15 protein-coding genes and 4 tRNA genes are annotated in these 15,959 nt (G+C 41.4%); 4 read left to right on the plus strand and 15 right to left on the minus strand.

Features of this window, described 5'->3' with window-relative positions; all coding sequences use genetic code 11:
• Positions 1-41: 41 nt before the first annotated feature.
• From CWB85_RS08285 to CWB85_RS08300, 4 genes are all read right to left on the minus strand, one after another.
• Positions 42-118 (minus strand) — tRNA-Pro (locus CWB85_RS08285).
• Between the two features lie 17 nt (positions 119-135).
• A tRNA-His gene (locus CWB85_RS08290) sits at positions 136-211 on the minus strand.
• Positions 212-235: 24 nt separating this feature from the next.
• Positions 236-312: transfer RNA gene (locus CWB85_RS08295), tRNA-Arg, on the minus strand.
• 60 nt (positions 313-372) lie between these two features.
• Positions 373-449: transfer RNA gene (locus tag CWB85_RS08300), tRNA-Pro, on the minus strand.
• A gap of 372 nt (positions 450-821) precedes the next feature.
• Between CWB85_RS08300 and folD the strand changes: the two genes are divergently transcribed.
• Positions 822-1,676: a bifunctional methylenetetrahydrofolate dehydrogenase/methenyltetrahydrofolate cyclohydrolase FolD gene (gene folD / locus CWB85_RS08305; protein WP_016710231.1), complete on the plus strand. Its 855-nt coding sequence runs from the start codon at positions 822-824 to the stop codon at positions 1,674-1,676.
• Between the two features lie 63 nt (positions 1,677-1,739).
• Here folD and CWB85_RS08310 read toward each other — a convergent pair whose 3' ends face one another.
• Together CWB85_RS08310 and cysS are read right to left on the minus strand one after the other, a co-directional pair.
• Positions 1,740-2,627 (minus strand): DMT family transporter, encoded by an 888-nt coding sequence (locus CWB85_RS08310; RefSeq protein WP_138554617.1) that lies wholly within the window; start codon positions 2,625-2,627, stop codon positions 1,740-1,742.
• A gap of 119 nt (positions 2,628-2,746) precedes the next feature.
• Positions 2,747-4,126 carry a cysteine--tRNA ligase gene (gene cysS, locus CWB85_RS08315; RefSeq protein WP_138554618.1) on the minus strand — a complete coding sequence of 460 codons (1,380 nt, stop codon included), beginning with the start codon at positions 4,124-4,126 and terminating at the stop codon, positions 2,747-2,749.
• A 150-nt stretch (positions 4,127-4,276) separates the two neighbouring features.
• On the opposite strand from cysS, the gene ppiB reads away from it, so the two are divergent.
• Together ppiB and CWB85_RS08325 are read left to right on the plus strand one after the other, a co-directional pair.
• Entirely contained in the window at positions 4,277-4,768 is a 492-nt protein-coding gene (ppiB, locus tag CWB85_RS08320) for a peptidylprolyl isomerase B (RefSeq protein WP_016710228.1), read from the plus strand.
• 110 nt (positions 4,769-4,878) lie between these two features.
• Positions 4,879-5,622: a UDP-2,3-diacylglucosamine diphosphatase gene (locus CWB85_RS08325; protein WP_016710227.1), complete on the plus strand. Its 744-nt coding sequence runs from the start codon at positions 4,879-4,881 to the stop codon at positions 5,620-5,622.
• A gap of 4 nt (positions 5,623-5,626) precedes the next feature.
• Here the strand turns inward: CWB85_RS08325 and CWB85_RS08330 are convergent, their stop codons facing one another.
• The gene (locus tag CWB85_RS08330) at positions 5,627-6,457 is read right to left on the minus strand and encodes a hypothetical protein (RefSeq protein WP_138554619.1); all 831 of its coding nucleotides are present in this window, start codon (positions 6,455-6,457) and stop codon (positions 5,627-5,629) included.
• A 48-nt stretch (positions 6,458-6,505) separates the two neighbouring features.
• Positions 6,506-7,267, minus strand: coding sequence for a tRNA isopentenyl-2-thiomethyl-A-37 hydroxylase MiaE (miaE, locus tag CWB85_RS08335; protein WP_138554620.1), 762 nt, complete (start codon positions 7,265-7,267; stop codon positions 6,506-6,508).
• Positions 7,268-7,476: 209 nt separating this feature from the next.
• Between miaE and CWB85_RS08340 the strand changes: the two genes are divergently transcribed.
• Complete coding sequence (locus CWB85_RS08340; protein ID WP_016710224.1) at positions 7,477-8,076, plus strand: Yip1 family protein; 600 nt, start codon at positions 7,477-7,479, stop codon at positions 8,074-8,076.
• A 125-nt stretch (positions 8,077-8,201) separates the two neighbouring features.
• Here the strand turns inward: CWB85_RS08340 and purF are convergent, their stop codons facing one another.
• From purF to CWB85_RS08375, 7 genes are all read right to left on the minus strand, one after another.
• Entirely contained in the window at positions 8,202-9,728 is a 1,527-nt protein-coding gene (purF, locus tag CWB85_RS08345; RefSeq protein WP_016710223.1) for an amidophosphoribosyltransferase, read from the minus strand.
• 18 nt (positions 9,729-9,746) lie between these two features.
• Entirely contained in the window at positions 9,747-10,241 is a 495-nt protein-coding gene (locus CWB85_RS08350; protein WP_016710222.1) for a CvpA family protein, read from the minus strand.
• Positions 10,242-10,302: 61 nt separating this feature from the next.
• Positions 10,303-10,938 (minus strand): SPOR domain-containing protein, encoded by a 636-nt coding sequence (locus tag CWB85_RS08355; protein ID WP_138554621.1) that lies wholly within the window; start codon positions 10,936-10,938, stop codon positions 10,303-10,305.
• An 11-nt stretch (positions 10,939-10,949) separates the two neighbouring features.
• Complete coding sequence (gene folC / locus CWB85_RS08360; protein WP_138554622.1) at positions 10,950-12,215, minus strand: bifunctional tetrahydrofolate synthase/dihydrofolate synthase; 1,266 nt, start codon at positions 12,213-12,215, stop codon at positions 10,950-10,952.
• 25 nt (positions 12,216-12,240) lie between these two features.
• A complete protein-coding gene (gene accD, locus CWB85_RS08365; RefSeq protein ID WP_016710219.1) occupies positions 12,241-13,116 on the minus strand; it encodes an acetyl-CoA carboxylase, carboxyltransferase subunit beta in 876 nt (291 codons plus the stop codon).
• Positions 13,117-13,276: 160 nt separating this feature from the next.
• Positions 13,277-14,071 (minus strand): tRNA pseudouridine(38-40) synthase TruA, encoded by a 795-nt coding sequence (gene truA, locus CWB85_RS08370; RefSeq protein WP_016710218.1) that lies wholly within the window; start codon positions 14,069-14,071, stop codon positions 13,277-13,279.
• A gap of 158 nt (positions 14,072-14,229) precedes the next feature.
• A partial coding sequence (locus CWB85_RS08375; protein ID WP_283235129.1) for a FimV/HubP family polar landmark protein occupies positions 14,230-15,959 on the minus strand: 1,730 nt, incomplete at its 5' end.

Genomic DNA, 15,959 nt, shown 5'->3' on the forward strand with positions numbered 1-15,959 from the left:
ATGTATCTTTACAGGTTTTTGGATTGCACCGTTTGAGAAAGTGGTCGGCGATGCAGGATTTGAACCTGCGACCCCTTGGACCCAAACCAAGTGCGCTACCAAACTGCGCTAATCGCCGATATTCTTTTTTGTAAATGGGGTGACTGATGGGGCTCGAACCCACGACAACCGGAATCACAATCCGGGGCTCTACCAACTGAGCTACAACCACCGCTATATTTACATGTTTTCAAAATGGCGCACCCAGAAGGATTCGAACCTTCGACCGACGCCTTAGAAGGGCGTTGCTCTATCCAGCTGAGCTATGGGCGCATCGAAAACTTCATAGTTTACCAATAAGCCAATCGATTATAACAAAATTATAAATGAAAGTGGTCGGCGATGCAGGATTTGAACCTGCGACCCCTTGGACCCAAACCAAGTGCGCTACCAAACTGCGCTAATCGCCGATGCTTACTATTATCTGCGAGTGACCTCGTTGACAACGGGGTGCATAATAGTGATTTGACTGAGTCAGGTCAAACCTTTTTTTAAGAAAATAAATCAATCGGTCATTTTTAGTTCACAATGGTTAAATATTGCAAAACTAAGCTAAAATTTCGACTCTTTCATATTATTCGACTGTTTATATTAGAAAAGCAACTTAATATCAGAAAAGCAACTTGGCGCCTTAACGCTTTTCTGCGAAAATAGTAATACATATTGAAAGCGAGCAGTAGAGAGTATGTTTTCTACTTAGCATTATTACCCCTATTTTGTATGCACTCGTTTTTATTAAAGTATCGTTATATAAGTTAACTAACCCCAATTAAAGGTCACCCATGACGGCAAACATCATTGATGGTAAGGCAATAGCTAAACAAGTACGCAGTGCAGTAGCACAAAGAGTAACAGAACGTGTCGCAAATGGTCTTCGCGCACCTGGACTTGCCGTTGTACTTGTTGGGCAAGATCCAGCAAGCCAAGTTTACGTAGGCTCTAAGCGTAAAGCCTGTGAAGAAGTTGGATTTGTATCAAAATCTTTTGATTTACCAGCTGATACAAACGAGCAAGCATTATTAGATTTGATTGATGAGCTCAATAACGATGCACAAGTCGATGGTATTTTAGTGCAACTGCCATTACCTGAAGGCCTTGATGCTGAAAAAATTCTTGAGCGCATAACCCCGCTAAAAGATGTAGACGGTTTTCACCCCTATAATATTGGTCGATTAGCACAACGTATGCCTGCCCTTCGTCCATGTACACCAAAAGGAATTATCACTCTTCTTAATTCAACCGGTGTTAAATATAAAGGCATGCATGCCGTTGTAGTGGGTGCATCTAATATTGTTGGCCGTCCAATGGCACTTGAATTATTACTCGCTGGTTGCACTACCACTGTTTGTCATAAATTTACCCAAGATTTAGAAACGCATGTTCGCCGTGCTGATTTACTTGTTGTTGCTGTGGGTAAGCCTGAATTTATCCCTGGTGACTGGGTGAAAGATGGCGCGATCGTGATCGATGTAGGTATCAATCGTTTAGATACTGGTAAATTGGTAGGTGACGTTGAATATGATATCGCTGAGCAAAAAGCACACTTTATTACCCCTGTACCAGGTGGTGTAGGTCCTATGACAGTAGCAAGCTTAATTGAAAATACACTAGAAGCATGCGAAAAATACCATAGTTGATAAACTCGCGACGCTTGGCGCACCAAGGTAGAAAAGGGTTGCTATTTAGCAACCCTTTTTTATTCATCGCGCGATTTTACGCCTGCGCCCTACTAACTTTAATAACTGGGGTAACACAGAAAAGAAAATCATTAATGCCATCAGCATATATTGCCATGCTTGATATTGTTCATTTAATAGAACGACAGCGCAGATAATCCCCGCGATTGGGTTTGCAATAGTACCAAAAGTAAACTCAACCACAGTCATTCGCCCAAGCAGCCAAACATATAATGTATAAGCAAGCGCGGTATTCGGCACTACTAACCAAAAAAGCACAAACCACTGGCTGGGGGTAAACACTTGAGCAAGCACTTGATAGGCCTGTGGTTCAATATACAATGCTTGCACTAACGCTGCGATTGCCAGCACGGCGCCACCTAGAATGAGCTGCCACGTCAGTACTGTCCACCAATGAATATGTGTCGTGATCTTTTGTACCAAAGTACTCCCAATCACTATTGTCAATAATGCGCCTATCAGAGCAACAATACCTAACATGTTAAGTGTAACGTGTTGCGGATCGAATAGTCGCCACGCCAAATAAACTAATGTTAACGCACACACCGACTGTAATAATGCAGGCCGTTGTCCTTTAAACAGCCATGCATACAATAAGGCCACAACAGGCACGGAAACCATGCCCACGCCTGCAATTGCAGCAGGCAAGTTGATCGCCATCACAAAGATAAAACTAAAAAATAAAGCGATATTAACGAATGCTAATATAATTAAGCCTCGCCACTGTCTTAACTGTGGCCAAGTTGGTTTGATAAGCAACAATAATAACCCCGCTGGCAATGCTCGTATTGCACCCAGTAAAATTGGCGGCCAATCAGGTGTTGCATACTTAGTCACAGCATACGTGGTACCCCAAAGAAATGCTGGGATCATAGCGAGAAGAATATTCATTTCATTCCTTGTTATATTGAAGAAATGTTAAGGTAAAACCTCAACGTCAGTTGAGGTCAATATAGAAAACAAAAAAGGTTGCCAATGAGGCAACCTTTTAAACGAGAAATAAAGTTAACTTACGCTTTACGCCACGTCGTTTTACCTGCTGAATCTTCAAGTACGACGCCTAATGCGTTAAGTGCATCGCGTGCTTCATCAGCTGCGGCCCAATCTTTATTTGCACGGGCATCGTTACGCTTAACTATAAGCGCTTCAATTTCAGCGACTTCGTCATCCGCTTGACCACCTTGTAAAAACATTTCAGGAGCTTGCTGTGCAACGCCCAGTACTTCACCAATACTGCGTAAGGTATACGCCAATTTTCCTGCTTGCTCAGCATCTGAGTCTTTAACACGGTTAAGCTCTTTAGCAAGTTCAAATAAAACTGGCAGCGCTTCTGGAGTATTAAAGTCATCATTCATGGCTTTTCTAAATTTAGCGACATACTCGTTACTTTCAAGCTCACACGCAATTGGCTCAACATTACGCAACGCAGTATAAATACGTTCAAGTGAAGAGCGAGCTTGGTCTAGATTCTCTTGCGAGTAATTTAGCTGGCTACGGTAATGACCTGAAATCAAGAAATAACGGACTGATTCAGCGTCATACTCGTTAAGCACATCACGAACGGTAAAAAAGTTGTCTAATGATTTAGACATCTTTTCTTTATTTACTTGCACCATGCCGGTGTGGATCCACGTGTTTACGTATTTCCCGTTATTTGCACAGCACGATTGCGCAATTTCGTTTTCATGATGCGGGAACTGTAAATCCGAACCACCACCGTGAATATCAAAATGCTCGCCTAAATGCTTAGAGCTCATTGCTGAACATTCAATGTGCCACCCAGGGCGACCCTCACCCCAAGGTGATGACCATGATGGTTCACCTGGCTTTGCTTTTTTCCACAATACAAAATCAAGTGGATCGTCTTTATCTTGGGCAACTTCTACCCGCGAGCCAGCTTGTAACATAGTTAAGTCTTGTTGCGATAATGCACCGTATAGCTCAAAGGTAGACACATCGAAAAGCACGTCACCGTCGGTTGCAACATAGGCATGGCCTTTTGTAATCAAGCGCTCAACCATCTCAATAATTTCATCCATGTGCCCTGTTACTGTTGGTTCAACATCGGGGCGTAGCATATTTAAACTATCAAAGTCTTCATGCATAGCTTTGGTCATGCGTACGGTTAAATCATTAATCGCTTCGCCATTGTCATTGGCACGCTTAATAATTTTGTCATCAACATCTGTGATGTTACGTACATACTTTAAATCGTAACCTAAGTGACGAAGGTAGCGCACTATTACATCAAAACCAACAAAGGTACGAGCATGCCCAATGTGACAGTAATCATAAATGGTGATACCACACACATACATGTCGATTTTGCCTTCGACCATAGGTTTAAATTGCTCTTTTTGACGCGTGAGTGTGTTGTAAATATTTACCATTTATTTTTAATCCTTGACTGTTTACTTGGTTGGCTATGTTACCACTTGCAAAGCCCCTGCTCTAGCGCTTTATCAAATCAATAAGCACTTTGTTAATCTTAGCTAACTAAGATAAAATAGCGTTAATTAAATCAGCTAATAGGAAACCTCATGGTTGTTCTACACACAAATTTTGGTGATATCACCATTAACATGCACAAAACAGAAGCACCAAACACGGTTAAAAATTTTTTACAGTATGCTAATGCTGGCTTTTATGACGGTACTATCTTTCACCGTGTAATCGATGGTTTTATGGTTCAAGGTGGTGGTTTTGAACCTGGCATGATTCAAAAAGAAGTGCATGATCCTATTCAAAACGAAGCAAATAATGGCCTTTCGAACAAAAAAGGCACATTAGCAATGGCACGTACGCCAGATCCACATTCGGCAACGGCCCAGTTTTTCATTAACGTGAACGACAATGATTTCTTAAACTTTAGCAGTGAAACATCACAAGGCTGGGGTTATTGCGTATTTGCAGAAGTAGTAGAAGGCATGGACGTAGTTGAAAAAATCAAAGCCGTTGCTACTGGCAGCTCAGGCTTTCATCAAGATGTACCGCTTGATGACGTTATCATCAAAAGCGTAACTGTAGACTAAGTTAGCTTTGTGCTCACTTAGTCTCAAGCTCGCGACTTGGGGCTGGTGGGTATATTATAAAGCGGATATTTTATCCGCTTTTTATTTTTCGTTAACATGACCGAGTCACAATGCGCCAAACTTACTTTATTGCCGATCTACATTTAACTGAGAGCCGCCCTGATATAAGCGCTGCTTTTTACCAATTCTTAGATAACCACATCGTAAATCAAGATGTAGATGCATTATATATTTTAGGTGACTTCTTTGAGGTATGGGTAGGCGATGATTATGTTACGCCTCTATCAACTCAAGTAGCAGCTCGACTTAGGCAAGTGAGTGACAACGGTACCCCAGTATTTTTTATTCATGGCAACCGTGACTTTATCATGCGAAATGGCTACGCGAAAAAAGCTGGCATGACCTTACTCAACGAACAAACTGTTATCGATTTATACGGTACGCCAACTGTTATTTTACATGGCGATGAAATGTGTACTCAAGATATTGAGTATCAAAAATTTCGCAAAAAAGGCCGTGGTTGGTGGTGGCCGCGTTTAATGCTGGCACTGCCTCTGTGGTATCGCCGTGGTGTTGCCAAAAAAGCACGCGAAAAATCAAAACAAAACCAAGCAGGTAAAGCGTTAGAAATTCTTGATGTAACAGAAGACGCAGTACTTGACGTTTTTGCTAAACACCAAGTCACTAATATGATCCACGGACATACCCACCGCCCTGATGTGCATCATTACAATATAGCTGGTACGCAACTGACGCGCACTGTTTTAGGTGACTGGTATAGCCAAGGCTCCTACTTGGTGGTAACTGAAAAACAGCAAACCCTAATTAGCGAGCCATTTGTAGCGAACAAATAGAATATTAATTGGTTTGATAATAAAATATGTTTTCAGCCAACTTTTCAACATCATCAAATGCAAACCCTTGCAAATTTCGCTCACCAAGCACAGGAATGTAACTATTATCAGGGCTATATACTATCCCCCACTGATTATTACTTATCCCCATCACAATGATACGCAGTTGTGAAGCACTTACTTGCTGGATTACCTTGATACCCATTTTGTGCATAAGCTGTCGAATAGCTAAAGTCTGCTCTTCGATTTTATAATAGGGGGAACGTTCAATTGCACTAACATACTGTTTAAACTCGGCTGATGGTACAAAACCAGCTTCAGCAGAAGGGATATAGTCAATTACACTGTCTGGCGTATAAAAGGCATTATTTATACGGTATACGTACTGATCTAAAATGCTGACTAAATTTATCGTTGGGTTTTCAGTGAAAAATGCTTCTATGGTATTTATATGAGAAGTCAGTTCTTTTGCAAGCTGTAGCCTCGGCTTTCTGCAGCTGCTTTGATGGCATAAAAAGCGGTTTGGCAAATCCTTCACATATTTTTGCTCAGTATCAAAAATCGCAGAGCCCATAACACCCATATTAAAATTAGCAAAACTGTTTTTATCTAAGTCATCGCTAAACTTAGTCGCTTGCACATCTAACAAACCATAAGGGGACGCTAACACACTTAAAAATTCAGGATTACCGTTCTTTGGTAACACTGCAACAAGGTGGTCTATTAGCGCAATGTATTCTTTATTTGATTCTGAATTAAAAAAAGTAGGAATCCCTCCTTCATTAGCCCAAACAGATACACTAAATAGTGATAAAAAACCAATTAACTTCTTCATTTAATATCCTTATAATTTTAATTGTTAGAGCTAGTTCATATAACCTAATTAAGAAGTAGGTGTACCCGAATGAAACTTAAAATCAGTATCTACCGAGACAATTAATTCACGTTCTTTTTCAGCAAAAAATTCAACACGTTCTGTGATATCGAAATCTGCAATTTCTTGTGCGAGTGTTAAGTAGTCTTGATAATGACGGGCTTCAGAGCGCAGTAATGAAATATAAAAATCACCTAACCGTTTATCTAAATGCGGAGCAAGTTTTGCAAAACGTTCGCACGAACGTGCTTCAATGTAAGCGCCCACTATAAGCTTATCGACCAACGCATCAGGCTCATAGGTTTTAACATGCCTGAGCATACCCTTAGCATAACGACATGGCGTAATACTTTGATATTCAACGCCGTATTCATCCATGATCTCGAGTACTTGATAAAAATGATGCAGTTCTTCTTTTATCAGCATTACCATTTTATCAACCAAATCTTGCCCGTAGGGTGAATCCGATTTTGGGATCACCGATTTATTCAGCTTATTTTTTGCCGCTAAATCTTGCCAATTACCTTCACGCTTATAAATAAGTGTTTCAAATGGCTTAAGCCACTCAAGCAATGCATCACTACTTTGCTTATCAACCGCGTATTTACGAATTAAGAACATAGCCGACTGGGCTGCTTTAAGTTCACATATCAGGTGATCAATCAGTAAAATGTTTAAATTTTCAGGCTTTATGGCTTCATCTATCCAAGCCTGCGGGGTTTCACATTGCAGGAAGTTATTGATTGGTTGTAAGAGTTGGCTATATGGCACGACTTAGGCTGCTCATTATAATAAAATTTATCGACCAGTCATTTTATCACGAAACCATAGCAAGAATAAAACTAAGCCATATATTATCCTTGTCGTAAGGCGTACTTTCAAATTACAGTTGCTTGACAAGCCCCCATTACTGAACCATAACTTAATACAAGCTGTATAAAAATAAAACAGCGCCTACTTCCTTTTATGGGGCACACACTATGATATTAAACCATTTATGGGGCATTTATGCCCACCCGCTCGAAGAGTGGCAAACCATAGATAACCGTCACGAAAGTTTGACGTATAGCCTTTCACATATATTGTTGATAGCGCTGTTTCCGTCAGTAATGGGTTATTACTCATCTGTTTATTTAGGTTGGAGTATAGGTACTGGTGATCCAGTATTTTTAACCCACGATAGTGCAATATTGATTGCAGCTGCAATGTACGCCGCACTCATTGTTGGTGTATTTGCATTGGCTTATTTAGCGCATTGGATGGCAGTTACTTTTGGTGCCGAGCCAACATTCACCCAAACCCTAGAGCTTGCAGCCTATACTTCAACACCGGTGTTTATGTCTGCGTTAGCAGCGTTTTGGCCGGAGTTGTGGTTTGTTGTATGCGCAGGTATTGTTGCTTTAGCTTACTCAGTTTATTTATTGTACACAGGAGTGCCTATTTTAATGCATATACCGCAAGAGCGCGGCTTTATTTACGCAAGCTCAGTAGTAACTTGTGGATTAATTTTACTGGTGATTATTTTAGCAGTCACCGCAATGCTTTGGACTAATGGTATTGTCAGCCCAACTTTTACATAAACATAGGATAAATGCGTTTAAAAAGTTCAGTGAGTTGTATTAAAAAGTAGTGTTATTATTTCTTTCCTTCATAAAAAAGGAGCTTAATTTAGCTCCTTTTTTTATATCTTGAATTTAACTATTTGTTAATCTGAACCATTTTCTTCTTGGTTATGTAACTCTAAGCCAGAAGACATCGCACTTTCACGGCTACTCTTTGCTGAATCATTACGTAGCTGCTCGATCCGATTTAAATAATCTTGATCAATGCCGCCGGTAATGTATTGACCATCAAATACTGACGTTTCAAATCGCGTGATCTCAGGATTCTCTTGCGATACTGCAGCAATTAAATCAGTCAATGATTGGAAGATCAAACCATCAGAACCAATACTTGCGTTAATGTCTTCAACTTCACGGCCATGAGCAATTAGCTCCGCAGCAGATGGCATATCGATACCATACACATTCGGGAAGCGGATTTCTGGAGCAGCAGAAGCAAAGTAAACATTTTTAGCACCAGACTCGCGAGCCATTTCAACGATTTGAGCAGATGTAGTACCACGTACAATTGAGTCATCTACTAACAATACGTTTTTACCTTTAAACTCACGGTCAATCGCATTAAGCTTTTGACGTACCGACTTTTTACGCATTTCTTGGCCAGGCATGATAAACGTGCGACCAATATAACGGTTTTTAACAAAACCTTGGCGGTATGGTAGTTCCAGTACACGGGCTATTTCTAATGCTACATCGCACGATGTTTCAGGGATTGGGATAACGACATCGATATCTTTATCTGCCCATTCACGTGCAATTTTTTCACCTAATTTAGTGCCCATATTAACGCGAGTCGCGTAAACAGACATGCGGTCAATATTTGAATCAGGACGCGCAAAATATACAAACTCGAAAATACACGGTGAATACGAGGCCTTTTCTGCACATGTTTGTGAGAAGAACTCGCCTGCTTCAGTCACGTAAATTGCTTCGCCTGGAGCTACATCACGAACAAACTCAAAGCCATCAGTTTTAAGTGCAACGCTCTCCGACGCGAACATATATTCTGTCCCCTGAGCTGTATCACGCTTACCAAATACTAATGGACGAATGCCATTTGGATCACGAAAGGCAACAATACCGTGACCAATAATCATCGCAATAGTGGCATAGCCGCCCTGCACTTTATTGATTACTTCTGTAATGCCGTTAAAAATATCTTCAGGATCAAGCTTAAGTTTATTCGGTTTACTTAATTCATGGGCCATGATGTTAAGTAAAATTTCTGAATCTGAGGTTGTGTTAACGTGGCGACGAGCTTCGCAGAACAATTGCTCTTTAAGCTGCTCAGCATTAGTTAAATTACCATTGTGCGCTAAAGCAATACCAAACGGTGAGTTAACATAGAACGGCTGTGCTTCTGACGAACTAGACGAGCCAGCAGTCGGATAGCGCACATGACCGATACCAATAGTACCTTGTAAGCGCTTCATATGACGGGTGTGAAATACATCTTTCACTAAGCCATTTGCTTTACGTAAACTAAAGGTGTTGTTTTCAATGGTAATGATGCCCGCAGCATCTTGGCCACGGTGTTGCAAAACAGTTAAGCCATCATAAATCGCCTGATTTACAGGAGATGTTCCGACTATTCCAACGATACCACACATGAAATTTTTCCTCGCCGATTAACGGTTGACCGAATTTAAGAAGCTTGAATTGTTTTCGAGGTATGAAAAAAACCACTCAACAACAAAGCCAAATTCTGGGATCAAAATAGAGTTACCCCACCAGTGCGTATTAGGTGCACCAGTAAAAGCATCAAGAAAGAAGAGTAACGCGCTCACGACCAACACGCCACGAAGTGCACCAAAGACAATGCCAAAGACACGGTCAGTGCCAGATAAGCCGGTACGATGTACCAGTTCACCCAAAAGGTAGTTTAACAATCCGCCTAACAATAGCGTCGCAAAGAATAATATGGCAATGGCCGCTGCATTTCTTAAAAGGGGTTCAGAAATACTGGTTAGAAAGGAAGCTAAATATTGGTAAAACAAACTAGAGATGATAAATGCGCCAGCCCACACGGCCAAAGACATTGCTTCTTTGATAAAGCCACGAATTAAACCGATAATAGTAGACAGTGCAATAATGCCAAGAATGGCGTAATCAACCCAGATCATATGAACCAACTAGTCGTTAATTTGGGGCGCATTCTATAAGAGGTCGACACTAAATGCCAGATCATTTTGTTACTTCAAATTGGGTAACTTTACCATTGAGTTTAGTAAGCGCTTTTAATTCAGGGAGTTTACTCTCAAGCTCTGCTTTATTTAGCGACGGACCCACAAAAACTTTGGTTAAAGTACCATTCGGTGTTTTCACTGGACGAGTAAACGTTTTAAACCCTTTGTCACTGAGTTTCGCTTGTAATGATTTAACATTCGCAGCATGTGAGAAGCTTCCAAGCTGGATCACATACGCCATTTTCGATAAGTTCTCTTCAGGTTTACGAGCTGGTTCTGGCTGCTTTTCAACTGGTTGCGCTTTAGCTACAACAGCTTCTTGCTCTGTTGATGCTTCAACCATTACTTGCTCTGCGGATGTTGACTCCACGGCGACCTCAGCGGCACTGGTGAGCAGTTCATCATCCGCTGAGATATCTTCCTCGGCTTCTGCTGTTGGCTGTTGAGCATTAGCCACTTGATCATTAATTGCCTCTTGGAGATCGATGGTTTTGAACTCAGGGCGGTCAGGGATGGCTTTAAAGCCTTCTTTGTAATGTACTTTTTCGCCATCAAGAATGTTAGGAATAAACACGATAGCTGCAATCACCACAATACTTGTGCCGACCAAACGATTTATAAAGCCTGAGTTCACCAGATTCCTCTCTATTTTTTCCAATAATTAATGGCAGCTGCTACGGTAAAAAAGGAGCCGAATACAATCAAAATCGATTGCTCATCTAGCTGAGGCAACACCGTATCTAACGCGTCATCAACACTTTGATATTGTTCAATCCGCGCGTGCGTTTGCACTTGCTCCATTGATTTAGCTAGGTTTTCTACTTTATCGCCACGAAAGCAAGTTAGTCCAGCTAAATACCAAGTATCAACGACTGAGTTCAGTTCATTTAATACAGCAACTTTATCTTTATCAGCCAGCATAGCGACTAACGCATGAACTTTAAAGCCTTGATCTTGTAGCTGAGCTAACTTTTTAGCTAAATAGCGTGCAGATTCAGGATTATGCGCAACATCAGTATAGACCAAAGGCTCACGACTTAGTTGCTGAAAACGACCTTCAACGACTAAATTAGTTAAACAGTCACGGATCATTGTCTCATCCGGTAATAAGTTTAACACGGCTAATGTAGTCAGCGCTGTTGCCACGTTTTGACACGGAATGGCTGGCTTTGAAAGTTCAAGTTGCTGCCCTTGATACTGCCAACTAAACGTGTGTTCATACTCAGCAAAGTTAAACTGCTGCCCTGATAAATACATGTCAGCACTTATTTGCCGCCCGTAATCAGTCACTGTGTGGGGTATATTTAAATCGCCGACAATAGCTGGGGTGCCTGCTCTAAAAATACCAGCTTTATCATAACCCACTAATTCGCGGGTATCACCTAGGTATTCTTTGTGATCTAAATCGATGGTGGTAATTACACTTGCATAAGGTGTGACTATGTTGGTTGCGTCAAAACGCCCACCCAGCCCCACTTCTAACAACACATAATCCACAGCGTGACGCTTAAAAATAGCCAGCGCGCCAAGTGTACCATATTCAAAATAAGTCAGTGCTGTGTCGCCACGCCCCTGCTCTAATAAATCAAATGCATCAATATGAAATTGATCATCAAGCTCTGCGCCGTTTATGCGTACGCGTTCGTTATAACGGATCAAGTGCGGAGATGCATACGTACCTACGCTGTAGCCTTGTGCTAATAATAGCGACTCTAAACAGCGGGCTGTGGTGCCTTTGCCGTTAGTACCACCAATCAGAATGATTTTACTTGAAGTGTCTAATAAACCAATGTTGTTAGCAACGTCGGCTACGCGTTCAAGGCCCATGGCAATATTTGCAGGGTGAACACTTTCTAAATAACAAAGCCAATCATCAAGGCTTGATGATTGGCTAGGAATGTTTTTTGTCATAGCGTGTAATCAGTTAAGCTGAAATTTACGCTACTCTATGCTCTTGTTCGGTAGAAGGCAAGTTCATAAATTTAGCCAATACACGTGCTAGCGTATCGCGCATCTCACGGCGATCTACAATCATATCAATTGCACCGTGCTCAAGTAAAAACTCACTGCGCTGGAAACCTTCCGGTAACGTTTCACGTACCGTTTGCTCAATAACACGCGGACCCGCAAAACCAATTAATGCCTTTGGCTCTGCAACGTTGATATCACCTAGCATGGCTAATGATGCTGATACACCACCCATGGTCGGATCAGTAAGAACAGAAATAAACGGCAAGCCTTTTTCGCTCATTTTCGCAAGAGCTGCACTGGTTTTAGCCATTTGCATAAGCGACATAAGTGCCTCTTGCATTCGCGCGCCACCAGAAGCAGAAAAACAAATGAGTGGCATATTATGTTCTAAACACTGATCAACTGCGTCAACAAAACGCGCGCCAACCACCGATGCCATTGAACCACCCATAAATGAGAATTCAAATGCAACAGCGGCGACAGGAATACCTTTTAAGCGGCCTTTCATGGCAACTAACGCGTCTTTTTCACCACTGGCTTTCTGCGCAGCAGTAATGCGATCTGAATATTTCTTAGAATCTTTAAACTTTAAAACATCTTTTGGCTCATGCTCTGCGCCTAACTCTTGACGATCTGCATCATCAAGGAAGTGCTCAAGACGCTTACGACCACTCACACGCATGTGATGATTGCATTTAGGGCATACATTCAGTGATTTTTCTAATTCAGCTTTATATAAAATCGAATCACAATCTGTACATTTTGCCCAAACACCTTCAGGTATCTCTTTACGAGCCGAAGACTTTGTTGTTTTAGGTAGGATTTTTTCTAACCAACTCATTTGCAACTCTCTTAATACTATTCTGTGCTTTGCTGCGTTCCTGCCAAATGATAATTGACAGACAAATTTTTTCAATTAAAACATGAATTACACATAGGCGGTATAAAAAACTGGTCTTAGTAGTGAAATGCCTATGCGAATACGTTCAAAATATCACCCATCAAACTTCAGTATCTGCTAAAAATAATGGCCCCAGCGGCGTTGATGGTATTTCAAACTGCTCAGGGTAATCAACATCTACTAAGTATAAACCCGCTGCTTTTGCTGTCGCACTGGCTTTAGCACGCTCTTTAAAATCAAGTAGTTCTTTAAGCCACACCGGTTGCTGCTTATGTAAACCGATATCCATCAAACACCCTGTAATATTACGTACCATGTGATGTAAAAAAGCATTTGCTTTAATATCAATGATCACATACTCACCTTGGCGCTTTACCGATAAATGATGAATAGTTCGGTTGGCTGTATTAGCTTGACAGTGTAACGCGCGAAACGATGTAAAGTCATGCTCACCGACCAGATACTGACAGGCCTCTTGCATTTTTTTCTCATCAAGGGGGTGGTGAAAATGAGTAACACCTTCATTCATGATTGCGCCACGGTAGGAGGAATTGTAAATCACATAACGGTAGCGTCTTGCTGTCGCGCTAAAGCGAGCATGAAAATCTTCGCTAACAGGTTTAGCAAAACGAATTGCAATATCTTTAGGCAATAAAGTATTCATGCCCATCGTAAATGCAACCATCTCACGCGCAGCATCGGTATCAAAGTGTACAACTTGACCTGTACCATGCACACCCGCATCTGTACGGCCTGCGCAAACGATTTCTACTGGATGATTACAGATACGCGAAAGCGCGGTTTCTACTTCTTGTTGTACACTATTTACATGTGATTGACGTTGCCAACCACTGTAACGGGCGCCGTTGTACTCAACTCCAAGTGCTACTCGCATAATTACTGCTTTACCTACTGTACTAAAGGACGGGCATTTTATGCTATATGCTAATCTAATAAAAGTAACTCATTACAAATTAGCAGTGTTGTCTTTCTTAAAGCTAACGCATTTTGATGAAAAAAGGGTATAAACTGCGTTTATACCCTTTTGTTAATTTAAGCTAATTTGGCTTTTAAACTAAGCGCTTCTTCTTGCACTTCTTCAGGCCCATTGGCAATCACATCCTCAATAGCATCCAGAGCTGCGTCCATGTCACCTATTTCTATATAAGCTCGCGCTAAATCAAGTTTAGCTGAAAAACCGCCGCTTTCTAAATCAACATCTGTTGGGTTATCCCCCGCTAACAAAGCGTCAAACTCACTCAGACCGACATCCATATTTACATCATCATAAGGCTCATGATCTAAGTTTGCGTCATCACTTTGTTCAATCAATGCATCTATATCTACAAATTCTTCGGTAGTCTCATCTTCATTTGTTGGCGCAGTAACAACCTCGTCAACTTGCTCAGGCAAGTCCATTTCATCAGCTGTTGAAAACTCTTCTAATTCAGCAAGATCTTCACTTAACAACGCATTAAAATCAACTTCAAAGTCACTGCTTTCATCAATTTCTAGCGACTCAGGTTCAGCTAACTCACTGAGTAATGCATCAAAATCAGTTTGCGTTAAATCAGCCATAAAGTCGTCATCAAGCTGATCGTCTGATAGTTCATTTTGCTGTGGATCTAAACTATCATCCAATACAGGTGGCTGCTTTAAAGACTCGTCTAACTCGATCGCTGACTCAATTGCATCGTCAGTATTTTCATCCGCCGTAAGCGCATCGCTAAGCTGTGGCTCTTCGCTTGATGGGATATCATCAGCAAGCAACTCATCTTCAATTAATAATTCATCGTCAAAGTCTTGCTCTAAGCTATCTAAATCTTGTCCTGTCGCCATGGCGTTGGCCAGATCTTGCTCTGCTTGACTAAGTTGTAGCTCGGGCGTATCAGCATTAGAGTCATCTAACGTTTCGCTACCTTCACTCTCTTCATCATCAAGTTCAAGCTCAGGGTATTCATCAAGCTCCACGCTTGGGGTCACTGTTTCTGTGTTAAGCGGTTCATCTGCTAATGCAAGATCAAACTCGTCTGCAAGCTCTTCATCTGCAAGCGGGTCATCGCCCAAGTCTATTTCAACTTCCTCAATTTCATCATTGAGTTCATCATTCAATTCATCAACGTCAGACCATTCTGGCGGCTCTACATAATCATCTTCTTGCTGTAGCTCATTGAGTAAGTCATCAACACTTTTGAGTGATGGATCGTCATATTCATCGAGTAAATCGTCTTCATCGAGTAGCTCATCTGTTGTTTCTTCACTCGATTGCGCCAATAAATCATCTGTATCTATAATCTCTGACTCAGGTTCTAATTCATCAACAAGACTAGAAGCGATTGATTCAACATCTTCAACATCAAGCTCATCTTCTACATTCGATAACTCTTCCATCGAATCTGCAAGTGCTTCATCAAGCTGCGTGTTATGTGTGTCATCCGCTAAACTTTCAATATCCCCTAAATCAAGTTCATCTTCGGCTTCGATAGGCTCTATGCCAGCTCCAGGCTCAGAGTGTGTATCAGCAGTTTGATCTAATAAGCTATCAATATCGCCAAAATCAAATTCATCGTTGTCTTCAACAAGCTCAGGCTCTGCTGGGCTGTCTTCACCAGCAGCTTCATCGACTAATTCGTCGAGTTCATCAACATCTAATGTGTCATCTTCCTCAGCTAGTTCTGCCACTGCTGAGCTGTCATCACCCGCAGCTTCATCTATTAATTCGTCGATGTCATCTAAATCAAACTCATCGTCTTCTTCAACAAGTTCAGGCTCTGCGGCACTCT

It is taken from the genome of Pseudoalteromonas sp. S1727, assembly GCF_005886375.1.
Classification (GTDB): domain Bacteria; phylum Pseudomonadota; class Gammaproteobacteria; order Enterobacterales; family Alteromonadaceae; genus Pseudoalteromonas; species Pseudoalteromonas haloplanktis.

Coding starts and splice junctions, on each gene's coding strand:
- folD (WP_016710231.1), top strand. CDS start 822: ATGACGGCAAACATCATTGATGGTAAGGCAATAGCTAAACAAGTACGC.
- CWB85_RS08310 (WP_138554617.1), bottom strand. CDS start 2,627: ATGAATATTCTTCTCGCTATGATCCCAGCATTTCTTTGGGGTACCACG.
- cysS (WP_138554618.1), bottom strand. CDS start 4,126: ATGGTAAATATTTACAACACACTCACGCGTCAAAAAGAGCAATTTAAA.
- ppiB (WP_016710228.1), top strand. CDS start 4,277: ATGGTTGTTCTACACACAAATTTTGGTGATATCACCATTAACATGCAC.
- CWB85_RS08325 (WP_016710227.1), top strand. CDS start 4,879: ATGCGCCAAACTTACTTTATTGCCGATCTACATTTAACTGAGAGCCGC.
- CWB85_RS08330 (WP_138554619.1), bottom strand. CDS start 6,457: ATGAAGAAGTTAATTGGTTTTTTATCACTATTTAGTGTATCTGTTTGG.
- CWB85_RS08340 (WP_016710224.1), top strand. CDS start 7,477: ATGATATTAAACCATTTATGGGGCATTTATGCCCACCCGCTCGAAGAG.
- purF (WP_016710223.1), bottom strand. CDS start 9,728: ATGTGTGGTATCGTTGGAATAGTCGGAACATCTCCTGTAAATCAGGCG.
- CWB85_RS08350 (WP_016710222.1), bottom strand. CDS start 10,241: ATGATCTGGGTTGATTACGCCATTCTTGGCATTATTGCACTGTCTACT.
- folC (WP_138554622.1), bottom strand. CDS start 12,215: ATGACAAAAAACATTCCTAGCCAATCATCAAGCCTTGATGATTGGCTT.
- accD (WP_016710219.1), bottom strand. CDS start 13,116: ATGAGTTGGTTAGAAAAAATCCTACCTAAAACAACAAAGTCTTCGGCT.
- truA (WP_016710218.1), bottom strand. CDS start 14,071: ATGCGAGTAGCACTTGGAGTTGAGTACAACGGCGCCCGTTACAGTGGT.